Raw genomic sequence first — 13,945 nt, 5'->3', positions numbered from 1 at the left:
GCACACAAAAGCGATTTATCGCACCACAACCGCGCCTTCGCCCCCTTCCACCTCCCGCCTGACAACAGCCAAAAAGAGCCGCTCCAGATCACGCGCAAAGCGCACAGTATCGAAAAGCAAAGCCTCACCCTTAGCCCGCGCAAGCTTCCCCCGAATACTCGCGTGCCACGCAGAATCACTCGCCAACCCAAGCGCGATCTGAAAATAACCATCGAGATCACGCGCGATCAACTCATCGAGTCCCGCTGCATGCAATAAGCTCGCCCCCACCCGCCCGGCAAACAGCGCCCCAGCGGCGCTCACCATCGGCACGCCGGCCCATAAAGCATCGCTCCCCGTGGTATGAGACCCGGTAGGCAGCGTATCAAGCGCAAGATCCGCCAGTTGCAGCCGCGCCAGATGCGCCTCCTGCACGAGACGCGGCGCGAAAATCACCCTTTCGCGCGCCACGCCCTTCGTCTCGAAGAACGCATGCAAATTGCCGCGCGCGCGTTCACTACCGGGATCGAGCAACCAGAGCACGCTGCCCGGCGTGGCACACACGAGCCGCGCCCAAACCGAAGCCATCTGCGCGTTGAGCTTGAAAGTCTGATTGAAGCTGCAAAACACGAAGCCACGCTCGGGCAAGCCCGCCTCGGCACGCGAGGGACGCCGCGGGTCGCGCTCGCGCCGATGGTCGTTCGGCTGGTAGCAATGCGGCATCAACGCAAGCGTCTCCGAGTAGTGCGGCGCAGCGTCAGGCGGCGTCACCACAGCGTCGCCGATGATGTAGTCCGCGAGGCGTGGCGCGCCCAGCGAGCCCGGATACCCCAGCCAGCTCACGATCACGGGCGCGGGCCGCAGCGCCGTGATGCCCAGCCGCATGCCGGTCGTGTAGCCCTTCAGATCGACGAGCAGATGGATGCCGTCGTGCGCGATCTTTGCGGCGGCCTGCGCGTCGGTCAGGCCAGCGATGTCGTGGAACGTCGCGGGCATCGCGGCAAGTCGCGTTTGCCACGCTGCGTCAGGCGCATGAACTCCATAGGAATACAGATGAATCTCGAAACGCTCGGCGTCGTGTAGCTCCAGTACGCCCGCGATCAGCCGCAGCGTAGCGTGTGCGTGAAAGTCGGCGGAAAGATAGCCGATGCGCAATCGCACACCCGCTTCGCCTGCCGCCAGCGCCGCCTGCAACTGCGCGAGCCCCGCCCCGCGCGCCACCAGCGGCGGCGCCGCGAGTTCGCCGCGCCAGCGCGATTCAGCAAAGCGCCGCCCCGCTTCGCGATGCAGGCCCGGCGTGAGCGCCGGAATGCCGAGCAGGCCCCACGGCGTGAGATGCTCAGCCGCGCCCGAGGCCACCATGTCGAGCGCCGCCTGATCGATGCGATCGAGGTCCTTCCAGTGCGCCACGCAGCGTCGAACATATTGCGCCGACTCCCAGCGCCCGCCCCGGCAATACGCTTCGTCGGCATCGTCGAGTCGGTTCAGGCGCTCGAGCAGCCCGCCGTAGCGCTGCCAGAGATGCGTCGCGTTCGGATCGAGTTCGAGCGCCTTCTTCAAGCTGGCTTCGGCGGCCTCGAACTGGGCCGCGTCCTGTTGCAGCATGGCGAGGTTGCTGTAAGCGAGCGCGTAGGCAGGGTCGGCTTCGATCGCCGCGCGATAGGCGGCGTCCGCGTGCACGGTGTCGTTGCGCTTCTGAAGCAGGTTGCCGAGGTTGTTGAAAAGGCGCGCCTCGCGCACGCCCTGATTGATGGCGGCAAAGTACGCGGCAATGGCTTCGTCGTCGCGGCCCTGCCAGAGCAGGGTCCACGCGAGGTCGCGCTGTCGTTCGCCACAGTCGCCCAGCGAGAGCGCATTGCGGATCGCCGCTTCGCCTTGCGCAAACTGTTGTTGGCGCGCGAGCGTCACACCGAGCTGGTGCCACGCGTCGGCGTGCTGGGGATCCTGCGCCAGGATCTCGCGAAATAGCGCTTCGGCGAGCGTGTATTGTTCGGCGTTCAGACGATTGATGCCGCGCTTGAGCAGATCGGCGGAACGGGCTGAGAGGGTCGGACTGGAGATTTTCATGCCCCGATCATAGGAAGACCGATGGAGCGCGACCATCAGAGGGTTCCTGGTTTGGCGCGGCAGGTGGGCGCATGCGGTCAACTCGAAACCCGTCGTGCAAACCGGTTAAAATGGCGGCCCTCTCAAATTCCGTCCGGCGCGCGGCACCCACCGGACGCGCACGCATATCTCATGGCAAAACTTCTGACCGATCAAGAATTCCAGCGTTTCTCCGAGCTTCAGCAAAAGCAGGCGAGCTTCACGATTTCGGCCGAGGAAGCCGACGAGCTGCGCGAGATCGTCGCGCGCGCGCAGAAGAAGCGCGATGACCGTGCGGACGCGATGAAGACCGTCGAGACCGCGATCGCCCAGTTCGAGATCACGCCGGACGAGCTGTTCACGGCCGAGCAGATCGCCGAAGCCGCGCGCAATTTCGGTCTGATCCCGGCCACGCGCAAGGAGCGCGTGCTGCCGCCGTCACTCACGTTCAACGGCAAGACGCATCAATGGACGACGCGCGCGCTGCCGGAAGATATCCGCACGGCACTGTTCGAGGCATTCCAGGGCGGCCAGTCGGTCAAGACCTTCATCGCCACGCCGAAGGACGCCGCACGCTGCGCCGCGACAATCGCGCGCCTGGAGAAGGAAACCGGCGCGCAATACGCGGATGCGTGGCTCGAAGAGCTGTCGGTCACGCGTGCGCAGGTGGACGAAGCGCTCGCCAAGCTCGCCGCGTAATATTCAAGGTCTCTGCCGCTCAGTCGAGCGGCATCCTGAACCCCACCACGCCCGGATCGTCGGTGGGCGTCACTGTGAAGCCCATCGCCCGCGCGAGCCCGATCATCGGCGCATTCTCGCGCAGCGCCTCGCCGAGCAACCAATGTGTGCCGCGCGAGCGCGCGTAGTCGATGATGCGCGTCATCAGCAGGCGGCCGAGGCCGCGCCCCTTCAGATTCGACAGGATCGCCACGGCGAACTCGGCCGTTTCGTTGTCCGGGTCGGACACCGCGCGCGCCACGCCGAGCGTGCGCGGCTTGCCGTCCTCGCCCTTCACGCTCGCGATGAGCGCCATCTCCCGGTCGTAGTCGATCTGCGTCATGCGCGCGAGCTGCGAGTGGTCGAAGCTGCGTACCGCCGAGAAAAAGCGCAGGCGCAGGTCGTCGGGCGTCATCGACTCGACGAAGGCCCGGTGCATTTCCTCGTCCTCGGGCCGGATCGGGCGGATCGTCAGCGGCTCGCCGTGCCAGTCGATCGTCTCCTCCAGCCGACGCGGGTACGGCATGATCGCGAAGCGGCTGCGCTTTTCCGCCAGCTTGATACGCGGTGCCGCCAGCAAGGTCGCGCCTGGCAGCACGCGCAAGGTCAGATGCATGCCGACGATTTCGCGCACCTCGCACACCGTTTGGGACAGCTCCGTGAGCGCGCGCAGTGTGGGCTCGGGCGTCGCGCGCCGCGCATAGGGCGACTGTTCGATGATGTCGCGCGACAGCACCGGGTTGAGCGGCGGCAGGCTGTAGACCCGCAGCGGCGGCGAAAAGCCGTCCGGCGACGGTGCGACGAAGCGGAATACCGGGCCGAAATTGTCGTCGTCGCGGAATTCGACCAGCACGTCCAGGACCGTGTCCGCCGAAGGCTGCGTCGCCGTTGTCGTCTCCAGACCGAACGCGGCAAATAGTCGCGCCGCCTCGTCGCCTTCCAGCGTGTCGCGCCCCGCCGCCAGCGCCGCGCGTGCGATGCCCTGCGCCGCCTCGATCGCCGCCACGCCCTGCGCCGGCAGACTCTCGGGCGTCTGCATCAGGAGTTCGCGGCCCAGCCGGTAATCGACCAGACGCGCGAACGCGCGCGCGAGCCGCCGCGGCGTCGTGTGCACGGGAATGCCGTGCGCGTGTAACGCATCGCGCGTGGCCTCGTCCACGCCGCCAAAAAAGCACGCCAGCATGCCGCGATACGCAAAACGTTGATGCTCGATCAGCGTGCGCGCCACCGCTTCCACCGGGGCGCTGTGGGTGGGCGCGTGGACGACGAACGCGGTGCCGCTCGAGCGCTGCGAGGCCAGCGTTTGCAGCGCGAGGCCGAAGTGTTCGGGCTTCGCTGTGTCGCCTAGCACCAGCGGATTGCCCGCCTGCGCGTGCGGCAGCGCCGCCGCCACGGCCGCGCGGGTTTCGTCGCTCCATTGCGCCAGGGTGTCGCCGGCCTTGTTGAAGGCATCGCGCGCGAGCGTGGCCACGCCGTGATCGCTCGTGATGAGCGTGGCCGTGTCGCTTGCTGCCACGCGGCCCACACCCAGCGTTTCGATTTCGTCGAGCAGGTCGTCGAGCGTATCGACCCGCACGAGGCCCGCGCGCCGGAACGCCGCCGTGTAGAGCGCGTCGCCCGGTTCGTCGCGGCCGCTGCGCAGCGCCAGCACGGGCTTGTTGCGGGCCGCCGCGCGCGCCGCCGACATGAACTTGCGCGCCGCGCGGATGCTGTCGACTTCAAGCAGGATTGCGCGCGTCGAGGGATCGCTCGCGAGATAGTCGAGCACGTCGCCGACGTCGATATCGGCCTCGTCGCCGAGCGCGACCGCATGCGAGAAGCCGAGGCCGCGCGCATCGGCCCAGCGCAGCACGGCATTGGTGAGCGCGTTGGACTGCGAGACCCACGCCACGCCGCCCTTGCGCGCGACCGTGGCGGCGGCGCCGAGTTGCGCGTTGAGCGCCGGCGTGAGCGCGCCAAGGCTGCCCGGCCCGAGTATGCGTAGCAGATGCGGGCGGGCCGCCGCCAGTGCATGGCGCAGGTCGGCGCGGTCTTCCTCGTTGCGCACTTCGCCCACCACGATGGCCGCGCGCGTGCCCATACCGCCCAGCCGATGCACGAGTGCGGGCCAGGTAGAGGGCCGCGTGCAGATCAGGGCGACGCTGGGCGCCTCGGGCAGATCGCCCGCATCGGCCACGACGGGCCGGCCGTCGAAGTCGGCGGCGTCGCCCGCATGACGCGGATTGACGGCCCATAGCGGACCGGCGAAACCGCCTTCGATCAAACGCTGCCAGACCATGTTGCCGATGCTGCCGACGCGCTGCGAAGCGCCGATCACGGCCACGGACTTCGGCTGGAATATCGCGTCGAGATTGCGTACGGTCACTGCCCCTCCTCGCTGTTCGTGTGCGCCTCTGCGGCCCGTCAATGGCCGTCGCGCGTCGTCACGATGAGGATAGGCGAATCGGCCCCGCGATGCCTGCATTTCGCCGCCGCTTGCGCAAGCCGTGGCGGCGGCACGGCGTCGCGCACGAGCGTTGCGCACGCAAATGTTTCGCCTTGGCGAATTTTGGCGTCGGCGCGGCGGTGCGGATTGCGCCTGTTGCAAATTCGCAGCCTCAATTTGCGATCATGGTTATGTCTAATTTTCGTCGTAAAATGCCTCGGCCGCCGCGATGTAACGGCGTAGCGCTTTTACGCCCGCGATGCACGTCGATCTCCTCACCCTCTATTTCCTCGCGATCGGTACCCTGCTCGCCAGCTCCGCGATGACCCTCTGGGAGCATCGCACTCACCCGGGGCGCAGCAAGGAACTGAAATTACTCGCCGCTGGTTACGCCACGCTCGCCATTGGCTGCGCGGGCGTGATCTGGCGTCGCGAGCTGCCCGGCGTCTGGGGCTCCGCCCTCAGCAATCTGGTCATGCTGAGCGGCTATCTGCTGATCGCCCACGGCGTCGCCACCATGAACGGGCGGCGCTATCGGCTTGCGTCCGCGCTCATCCTGATCGTGCAGGCGCTTGCCTGGGTCATGTCGGGCACGCGCTGGCTGGATGTCATGTGGATGTACCTCACCGCGATCCCCATTTCCCTGACCGCCGCCATGGCCGCGCGCGAGTTGCTGCGCGGCGATGGTCGTAAATGGGGTCATGCGCGCAACATCGCGGTACTGGTGACGGGCGCCCATGCGGCGCTCTACGCGTTTCGCGCGGCGGTGCTGCCGTGGCTGGCTACGCGCTACGGCCAGGCAATCCTGCCGACGGTCAGCAAGATCACCATGTATGAAGGCGTGCTGTATTCCGTGGTCCTGCCGATGACCCTGCTGCGGCTCGTGCGCGAGGAAACTCACAGCCAGCTTCTACAGGAATCCCAAACGGATTATCTGACCCGGCTCGGCAACCGCCGCTGGTTCTTCGAGGAAGGCACGCGCGTGCTCGTCCACGCGGGCAAGCGTGAGCCGGTGGCGCTGCTGGCGTTCGACCTCGATCATTTCAAGGCGATCAACGACCGCTACGGCCACAAGACGGGCGACGAAGTGCTGAAGTCGTTCGCGGCGATCGCGCGCGGCGTGGTCGGCCCACAGGCGCTGCTCGCGCGCATCGGCGGCGAGGAATTCGCCGCGCTCCTGCCCGGGCTCGACAATGCGCAGGCCCAGGCAATGGGCGAGCTGATCGTGCAACGGTTCGCGCTCACGGCGGCGCAGGGCATCGACGGCGTCGGCATGCGCACGACGGTCAGCATCGGGCTTGCCCAGCGGCACGGCGAGGCCGTGACGCTCACCGACCTGCTCGCCGCCGCCGACAAGGCGCTCTACAGCGCGAAGTCGCTCGGCGGCAACCGGCTGGAGCGTGCGGGCAGCCAGCCCCATCCCACCCACGCGTAAACGCAAAACGGGCCGCTCAAAGCGGCCCGTTTTGCATGCTCACCCGCGGCGAAGCGAAGGCTTACATCGACTTGCGGAACGGCGCACCCGAATGCTCGCGCAGTTCGTTGAAGACGATCTTCGGCCAGGCTTTCTGCGCGACTTCGATTTCGGAGACGTGCGAAGCCAGGTAGGTAGGCGCATTCGACGCGTCGTAGGCCATGCGGGCCTCGTACGAGTCGGTGAAGCGGCGCAGCTCGGCGGGATCGTCGCAGGTGACCCAGCGCGAGAGGCGATAGCGCGCGGGCATCAGGCGCACGGCCACCTTGTACTCGGCCGCGAGGCGGTGCGACACCACTTCGAACTGCAGCTGACCGACCGCGCCCAGAATCGTCGCGCCGCCGTGAAGCGGGCGGAACACCTGAATCGCGCCCTCTTCGCCAAGCTGCTTGAGCGCTTCGCCCAGTTGCTTGGCGCGCATCGGATCGACCACTTCGATGGCCTGGAAGATTTCCGGCGCGAAGAACGGCAGCCCCGTGAATTGCAGGTCTTCGCCTTCGGTGAGCGTGTCGCCGAGGCTCAGCGTGCCGTGGTTAGGAATACCGATGATATCGCCAGGATACGCATCGGCCACGGTCTCGCGACGCTGCGACAGGAAGCTCACCACGTTGTTGGCGCGGAAGGTCTTGTTGTTGCGCGTGACCTTGAGCTGCATGCCGCGCTCGAAGTGACCCGAGCACACGCGGATGAACGCCACGCGGTCGCGGTGCGCGAGGTCCATGTTGGCCTGCACCTTGAACACGACGCCCGTGAACTTGGCCTCGTCCGGCGACACGGCACGTTGCACGGCCATACGCGGCGACGGCGGCGGCGCGAGATCGACCAGCGCGTCGAGAATTTCCTTCACGCCGAAGTTGTTGATCGCCGAGCCGAACAGCACCGGCGACTGCTCACCCGACAGAAACGCGTCGCGATCGAACGTGGGCGTCGCGCCCGTGATCAGCTCGACTTCTTCCTTGGTGCGCTTCCAGTGATAGCCAAAGCGCGCTTCGCCCACTTCGTCGCTGATGTTCTGCAAGGTCTCCACTGCGCCGCCGAGCGATTCCTGACCCGCGCGGAACACGCGCACCTGGTCGCGCTGGATGTCGTAGACGCCCTGGAATTCCTTGCCCATGCCGATCGGCCAGGTGAACGGCACCGCCGCCACACCAAGGTGCTGCTCGATTTCGTCGAGCAGGTCGAGCGGCTCGCGCACTTCGCGGTCGAGCTTGTTGATGAAGGTGAGAATCGGCGTCTTGCGGCTGCGGCAGACTTCGAGCAGCTTGAGCGTCTGTGCTTCCACGCCGTTCGCGCCGTCGATCACCATCACGGCCGCGTCCACGGCCGTGAGCACACGATAGGTATCTTCCGAGAAGTCTTCGTGGCCCGGCGTGTCGAGCAGGTTGATGACGGCGTCGCCGTACTCGAACTGCATGACCGAGCTCGCGACCGAAATGCCGCGCTGCTTTTCGATCTCCATCCAGTCGGAGGTCGCGAAGCGGCCGCTCTTCTTGCCCTTCACGGTACCGGCGATCTGAATCGCGCCCGAGAACAGCAGCAGCTTTTCGGTGAGCGTGGTCTTACCCGCGTCCGGGTGAGAAATGACCGCGAACGTGCGGCGGCGTCTAAGTTCGGCAACTGACATGGATGGAGCGGGTATCACGGATGAATTCGGGCAACCGGCCGCGCGGCGGGGGTTGCGGATGTGGCCGGCGCATCGGCATCGGCCGGCCCGGCGGCCAGCGCGGCGGCATGGCCGGCTGCGGCACGGCAGGCGGGCCACCTGCGCGTCGCGGCCTTCGAGGCGAATAGCACGACCGGTCTTAAAAACCACGACCGACGTCCGCAGCAGGAAGGCGCCGGGGACGAATGATACACGGCATTACCGCCCGCGACTAAGAGTTCGCTCGGTGCGAGAAAGGCACGTCGCGAACTGTCACAGGACAATGGTGAGCTTTTACGGGAGCGAGCGGCGTGGGGCCGGATGTGCACGCAAGACGTGGCGGCACGCGGCTCGCTCCATCGGGAGCCACAGCCGCGCCACAACGTTGTGCAGCTACGCGTTTCCGGGGAAAGCGTTTCGCTTCAGAGACTTGTGAGCGCCAAGGCAGTTCGGATGTCCCACACCGGCCGAGTCAGCGCCAGATCCTGGCGACGCTCGGCAGCGCGTTCGAAAACGCTCGCGCCGCCTTTAGGTGAGGATTTACGGGATGTCGCGCGATGCGCGCTCACTCCTTGATGAGAAAGCGGTCGCGGTTCTTCACGCCGGCGAGCCAGGCCGGGGCACGGCCACGGCCGCTCCAGGTTTCGCCGGTTTTCGGGTTGGCAAAGCGCGCGGGCAGCGGCGACTTCTTGCGTGCAGCGGCTGGTGCGCGCGCGCTCGTGAAGCCGAGTTCTTCTGCCGTGATTTCGTATTCCGCGATCTTTTCCTTGATATCGGCGATCGCCTGCGCGACTTCCTTTTCGCGTGCCGCCGCAACTTCCTTATGCAGCTTTTCGAGTTGGGCAGTTAGTTGCTTGTAGCTCGGCATGAATAGAGATCTCCAGATGGTCACACAACGCCATTGTGACCCGTCTCACGCGAAATAGTGTCAACTTGCACGTTTTTTTCACTTACTCATGTCTATTTATTGCTATTTTTTACAAGCGTAATCAATCGTGATGAGTTCGCTAACGAACGGTTTCCTGTAACGGGCACCCGGTTATTCGCCGCTCCAGCGCGCACAGCGCTTCGGAAAGGCGCCTGACACGCTGCAATTGCGACGGCACGAGATCGGCGCTTGATACCGAAGCGACACGGCCACGCCAGTAAGAAAGGGGAATGCGGTCAGTACCAGACAGTCTTGCGATGACGTGCTCGAGATGCTCGATATCCTTTTCCAGTTGATGATGATTCATTTCTAGCCCCGGGGATTCATCCAGCTTATGGAAGACGCCATTCAATGGCGTCGGCGCATTCAATGCCGCGTGACGAATAAACGATTATTTCGCCGCATTGTTCCAATTCAGCTCGATTATCGGACGCCGACCGGCTGATTGGCCTGCTGTTGCGGTCTTTTAACTTCGCAACCTCGTTGGGTGAGATGATTTTTCCCTGCCTCGCCGAACCAGAATAAAACGGTCATAGTGACGGGTCCGTTACCTACCGCACGGAACGCAATGGGCGCCTCGTCCAATCTCACGATTATTAGTCACCGAACGAATTGAAGATTAACGGCTGCGATAATCGCTGTATATTCCGCAGTTGTGCAAGAAATATGCGACGCGCATTTGACGTGTCCGAAGCTTCGTGGCGGGTTTGAATACGGAATCGGCGTGAAATCGAACGAATCGGACTATGACGGTTTATTGCACGGCATTTACGCCACGCTAGAACGTCCGGCGGCATGGAAGGATTTTTGCGCGCAATTGCGTCAATCGATTGAGGCCGCATCAATCCAGTTGAGCGTATTCGATCGCCAGCGCGAGCTTTTCTCCTGGGCCGATGGTTTCAGCGTGCTCGAAACGGAACCGCTTGAGTTTATTCCCGCGCTTTATCGCGACGACGCGCGCCTCGAGTGGCTGCGTGCCTGCGCGCCCGGCAAATGGCTCTACTGTTGCAGCGACGCCGGACACAGCCAGGGTCAGGCGGTGTTCGAGCCTTGTGTGCTTGCGGGGCGTGGCCGTTTCGTCTCGCTTTGCAAGCTGATCGACAGCGGCACGCTCACCGCCATGATCGCCTGCCGTCGCAACGAAGCCGACGGCCCGCTCCCGGAATCCGCGCGCGCGCTGCTCGAACGACTAACGCCCCACCTCATCCGCGCGATGCGTCTCGGGCTCGCGCGCCTGTTGCCCGACGCCGATTCGATCGCGGGGCAGGCTCGGCCGCCGGCGATGCTCGTGAGCGCGCTCGGCGAAGTTCTGCATAGCAACGAGCCCGCCCAGCGACTGCTGCGTGCGACTTCGCTTGTACGCGTGCGCAGCAGGCGCATCGCGCTGGCCGCACCCTTTCAGGCGCGCTTCCTTGAGGATGTGGCGATCAGCGAGGCGCGCCTGAAGAACCGCGTGAGCGGTGCGCGAGCCGCGGCGGCGCGCTTTCGGGCACTGCGTATCGTTAGCGCCGTGGATCATGCCGATAGAGGCGTAAAAGCAGGCACAGGCGCGGAAGAAGACCCTGAGGCATCGTTGCCCGCCGCCCCCGAAGTCCTCTATGCGTTCTACAACGTGGTCACGCCCGGCGACGCCTCGGCCGCCGAGCTGCGCGCCCTGGCGGCGCTGACCTTCTACCACCCGCGCTCGGCGCCGGCGGTCGACGAGCAGGTGCTGGCGACAGCATTCGACCTCTCTGCGGCCGAATGCCGGATCGTGCATCTGCTGGTGGATGGCTTCACGCCCAAGGAAATCGCCGCGCGCGTGAGTGTTCAATACGACACGGTGCGCAAGCAACTACAGTCGATCTACCTTAAAACCGCCACGCGGCGGCAAACCGACCTGCTGCGACTGCTGATGAATCTGCCAGCGCACGGTCGCGCTGGCTTGGACGGCAACTGACGCCGCCCGCCTGTCTTATTTCGCCTTGCAGGCGAACACCAGCGTGTAAGTGTCGCCGCTCGTGGACGTATCGACGGTGTCGTAGGCGCCGCCGCAACGCACGCGGGCCTGCTGGACGCACGAGTCGCGGTCGCCGCCCGCCGGGCATTGCACCTGGATCGTAGGACGGCCATCGGAGAGAAACAGCGGCGGGCCGCTGCTGCATGCGGACAACGCCGCGAACAATACGCAGGCGCCCGCCGCGAACGGCAGCTTGCGAAAACGGAACGACAACGAACCGAAACGAGTCATGGTGTACCCCGAGGGCTTTCTAGATTTTTCGACGTTGCGATTGTGCCATGCCGCGTGACGCCTGAGCGGCGCCGGACGTGCTTTGCAGGGCCTGAGTGGTACGACCGCATCAATGCGGCGGCGGCATGATCTTGTAAGGCGGTGGGGCGTGCGGATCGGCGCTCACGCGCACGAATACCTGCTCGACATCGGGAATCGCCGCGAGGCGCCGCTCCAGTGCCGCGCGGTCGAACTGCGCGCCCGCGCAACCCTCCGCGTAGACGAAACGCCGCTGCACCGTGATCCACAGAGTCGTGCCGGCGAGCGTGGCGTCGTCCTTGAACTGCGCGCGGATTGCCTGAGCGATATCGGCGTCGTAGAGATACGAATTCGGCTTGCTGCACTTGTGCGCGAGCCAGCAGGTCGTGCCGCGCTCGACTCGGTAGTGCGCATCGTCGTCGGCTTCGGCCTTCGTCATGGCCGGGCCGAGCGGCTGCGGGCAGGCGCCCTGCGCATTCGAAATCGCGAAGAACGGGTCGTTGTACCAGTTGCGGATTTCGTTCGGGTCAGGCGCCCGCACCTGGGCCGCCGCCTGCGCCATCGCGTCGTGCGGCGCGAGCATCGTCGCGAACAGGATGAACGCACCGAGCGCGACGGCACGCGCCTTTTGTCCTGTGACAGTTTCGCGCTTTCGCATCGCCATCCCCTTCAGAAGCGCCAGACACCGATCCCGTCAAGATAGAAGCCTGCCGCCCTCGCCGCAATAGCGAGGCGTTCCTGAGCGTTTCGGTACAATCGCTGCGGCGCACCATGCATTGATCATGGGCCAGAAAGTGCAAGAAAAAAGCGTAATACAGAAGTGCATCGACGAAGTGCAACACGCCTTGCAGGAGACTCCATGTCGTTCATCATCGTTCTCGCCGCCTTAGCGTTTCTCATGCTTGCCGCCTATCGCGGCTACAGCGTGATCCTGTTTGCTCCCATCGCGGCCCTCGCCGCCGTTCTGCTGACCGACCCCGCCGCCGTCGCGCCTGTCTTTTCCGGCATCTTCATGGAAAAGATGGTGGGCTTCGTGAAACTCTATTTCCCCGTGTTCCTGCTCGGCGCCGTGTTCGGCAAGGTCATCGAGCTATCGGGGTTCTCGGAAGCGATCGTCGCCGCGGCGATCCGCTATATCGGCCGCTCGCGCGCCAATGCCGTGATCGTGGCCGTGTGCGCGCTGCTGACCTATGGGGGCGTCTCGCTCTTCGTGGTGGTGTTCGCGGTCTATCCGTTCGCCGCCGAGCTTTACCGCCAGAGCAACATCCCCAAGCGCCTGATGCCCGGCGCGATCGCGCTCGGCGCGTTCTCGTTCACGATGGACTCGCTGCCGGGTACGCCGCAGATCCAGAACATCATCCCGACGACGTTCTTCAAGACCACCGCATGGGCCGCGCCCGCGCTGGGCGTGATCGGCTCGCTGTTCATCATCGTGGTCGGCCTCACCTACCTTGAGTGGCGTCGCCGCAGCGCGATGGCCAAGGGCGAAGGCTACGGCACGTCGCTCGTGAACGAACCCGAGCAGGTGAAGACCGAGCATTTGCCCAATCCTCTGCTGGCCGTGACGCCGCTGGTGCTGGTGGGCGTCGCGAACTTCTTCCTCACGCGCTGGATTCCGCAGTGGTATGGCGACACCTACACGGTCACGCCCGACGTCCTGCCCGGTGTCCACACGCCCGTGACCACAACGATCAAACAGGTCGTCGCGATCTGGTCGGTCGAGGGCGCGCTGCTGCTTGGGATCGTGTTCGTGATCATCACGGCGTTCTCGCGCGTGAAGGAGCGCTTCGCGACCGGCACGAAGGCCGCTGTTGCGGGCGCGTTGCTGGCGTCGCTCAATACAGCTTCGGAATATGGCTTCGGTGGGGTGATCGCGGCGCTGCCCGGCTTTATCGTCGTGGGCAATGCGCTCAAGAGCATTCCGAATCCGCTCGTCAATGCAGCCGTTTCGGTGAGCTCGCTGGCGGGGATTACGGGCTCGGCGTCAGGCGGGATGAGTATCGCGCTGGCCGCCATGTCCGATCTGTTCATTAAGGGCGCACAGGCCGCAAATATCCCGCTCGAAGTGCTGCATCGCGTGGTGGCAATGGCCAGCGGCGGTATGGATACGCTGCCGCATAACGGCGCGGTGATTACGCTGCTTGCGGTGACGGGGTTGACGCACCGCGAGTCCTATCGCGACATTTTTGCGGTCACGGTCATCAAGACTTTGGCGGTGTTCTTTGTGATTGCGGTTTTTTATACGACCGGGTTGGTTTGATCGGTACGAGAGTGGCCGTGAGCCGTTCTGGATCAGCAGAAGTGGGGCTTTGTCGAGCGTACCTTGGCGCGGAGGATAAGCCCGCGTAGTGATGCTTGATTCGATGTGGGTTGTTGAATGCAAAAAGCCGTCCCTAAGGGACGGCATTTTTGTGGGCGTATTTCGGCGACGCTTTTTCACGCGCGTA

General features: G+C 64.9%; 11 protein-coding genes. 4 read left to right on the top strand and 7 right to left on the bottom strand.

Annotated features, from left to right (window positions below):
- Nucleotides 1–15: 15 nt before the first annotated feature.
- Nucleotides 16–2,046 (bottom strand): tetratricopeptide repeat protein, encoded by a 2,031-nt coding sequence (locus tag U5782_RS35185; RefSeq protein WP_322048462.1) that lies wholly within the window; start codon nucleotides 2,044–2,046, stop codon nucleotides 16–18.
- 171 nt (nucleotides 2,047–2,217) lie between these two features.
- Between U5782_RS35185 and U5782_RS35180 the strand changes: the two genes are divergently transcribed.
- Nucleotides 2,218–2,763 carry a hypothetical protein gene (locus U5782_RS35180; RefSeq protein WP_322048461.1) on the top strand — a complete coding sequence of 182 codons (546 nt, stop codon included), beginning with the start codon at nucleotides 2,218–2,220 and terminating at the stop codon, nucleotides 2,761–2,763.
- Between the two features lie 19 nt (nucleotides 2,764–2,782).
- On the opposite strand, the gene U5782_RS35175 is transcribed toward U5782_RS35180, so the two are convergent.
- Nucleotides 2,783–5,146 carry a GNAT family N-acetyltransferase gene (locus tag U5782_RS35175; protein ID WP_322048460.1) on the bottom strand — a complete coding sequence of 788 codons (2,364 nt, stop codon included), beginning with the start codon at nucleotides 5,144–5,146 and terminating at the stop codon, nucleotides 2,783–2,785.
- Between the two features lie 319 nt (nucleotides 5,147–5,465).
- On the opposite strand from U5782_RS35175, the gene U5782_RS35170 reads away from it, so the two are divergent.
- Entirely contained in the window at nucleotides 5,466–6,641 is a 1,176-nt protein-coding gene (locus U5782_RS35170) for a GGDEF domain-containing protein (RefSeq protein WP_322048459.1), read from the top strand.
- A 61-nt stretch (nucleotides 6,642–6,702) separates the two neighbouring features.
- Here U5782_RS35170 and U5782_RS35165 read toward each other — a convergent pair whose 3' ends face one another.
- The 3 genes from U5782_RS35165 to U5782_RS35155 form a co-directional block, all read right to left on the bottom strand.
- A complete protein-coding gene (locus U5782_RS35165; RefSeq protein WP_322048458.1) occupies nucleotides 6,703–8,304 on the bottom strand; it encodes a peptide chain release factor 3 in 1,602 nt (533 codons plus the stop codon).
- 583 nt (nucleotides 8,305–8,887) lie between these two features.
- Nucleotides 8,888–9,190, bottom strand: a complete 303-nt coding sequence (locus tag U5782_RS35160) for an H-NS histone family protein (RefSeq protein ID WP_322048457.1) — start codon at nucleotides 9,188–9,190, stop codon at nucleotides 8,888–8,890.
- A 139-nt stretch (nucleotides 9,191–9,329) separates the two neighbouring features.
- Nucleotides 9,330–9,557 (bottom strand): hypothetical protein, encoded by a 228-nt coding sequence (locus U5782_RS35155; protein ID WP_322048456.1) that lies wholly within the window; start codon nucleotides 9,555–9,557, stop codon nucleotides 9,330–9,332.
- A gap of 417 nt (nucleotides 9,558–9,974) precedes the next feature.
- Between U5782_RS35155 and U5782_RS35150 the strand changes: the two genes are divergently transcribed.
- On the top strand, nucleotides 9,975–11,189 hold the full coding sequence (locus tag U5782_RS35150) for a helix-turn-helix transcriptional regulator (RefSeq protein ID WP_322048455.1): 1,215 nt from the start codon (nucleotides 9,975–9,977) through the stop codon (nucleotides 11,187–11,189).
- A gap of 15 nt (nucleotides 11,190–11,204) precedes the next feature.
- Here the strand turns inward: U5782_RS35150 and U5782_RS35145 are convergent, their stop codons facing one another.
- Nucleotides 11,205–11,480, bottom strand: a complete 276-nt coding sequence (locus U5782_RS35145; RefSeq protein WP_322048454.1) for a hypothetical protein — start codon at nucleotides 11,478–11,480, stop codon at nucleotides 11,205–11,207.
- Between the two features lie 109 nt (nucleotides 11,481–11,589).
- A complete protein-coding gene (locus U5782_RS35140; RefSeq protein ID WP_415914461.1) occupies nucleotides 11,590–12,156 on the bottom strand; it encodes a BON domain-containing protein in 567 nt (188 codons plus the stop codon).
- Nucleotides 12,157–12,357: 201 nt separating this feature from the next.
- On the opposite strand from U5782_RS35140, the gene U5782_RS35135 reads away from it, so the two are divergent.
- Entirely contained in the window at nucleotides 12,358–13,758 is a 1,401-nt protein-coding gene (locus U5782_RS35135) for a GntP family permease (protein WP_322048453.1), read from the top strand.
- The last annotated feature ends 187 nt before the right edge of the window (nucleotides 13,759–13,945 follow it).

Origin of the sequence: Paraburkholderia sp. J67 (genome assembly GCF_905220265.1) — a bacterium.
In the GTDB taxonomy this organism is placed as follows: domain Bacteria; phylum Pseudomonadota; class Gammaproteobacteria; order Burkholderiales; family Burkholderiaceae; genus Paraburkholderia.
This window is presented reverse-complemented; position numbering and strand designations above follow the sequence as displayed.

Bases quoted from the DNA above. Each gene is read 5' to 3' on its own strand.
- U5782_RS35145 (WP_322048454.1), bottom strand. From the start codon at position 11,480: ATGACTCGTTTCGGTTCGTTGTCGTTCCGTTTTCGCAAGCTGCCGTTC.
- U5782_RS35160 (WP_322048457.1), bottom strand. From the start codon at position 9,190: ATGCCGAGCTACAAGCAACTAACTGCCCAACTCGAAAAGCTGCATAAG.
- U5782_RS35170 (WP_322048459.1), top strand. From the start codon at position 5,466: ATGCACGTCGATCTCCTCACCCTCTATTTCCTCGCGATCGGTACCCTG.
- U5782_RS35135 (WP_322048453.1), top strand. From the start codon at position 12,358: ATGTCGTTCATCATCGTTCTCGCCGCCTTAGCGTTTCTCATGCTTGCC.
- U5782_RS35185 (WP_322048462.1), bottom strand. From the start codon at position 2,046: ATGAAAATCTCCAGTCCGACCCTCTCAGCCCGTTCCGCCGATCTGCTC.
- U5782_RS35180 (WP_322048461.1), top strand. From the start codon at position 2,218: ATGGCAAAACTTCTGACCGATCAAGAATTCCAGCGTTTCTCCGAGCTT.
- U5782_RS35165 (WP_322048458.1), bottom strand. From the start codon at position 8,304: ATGTCAGTTGCCGAACTTAGACGCCGCCGCACGTTCGCGGTCATTTCT.
- U5782_RS35140 (WP_415914461.1), bottom strand. From the start codon at position 12,156: ATGCGAAAGCGCGAAACTGTCACAGGACAAAAGGCGCGTGCCGTCGCG.
- U5782_RS35155 (WP_322048456.1), bottom strand. From the start codon at position 9,557: ATGAATCATCATCAACTGGAAAAGGATATCGAGCATCTCGAGCACGTC.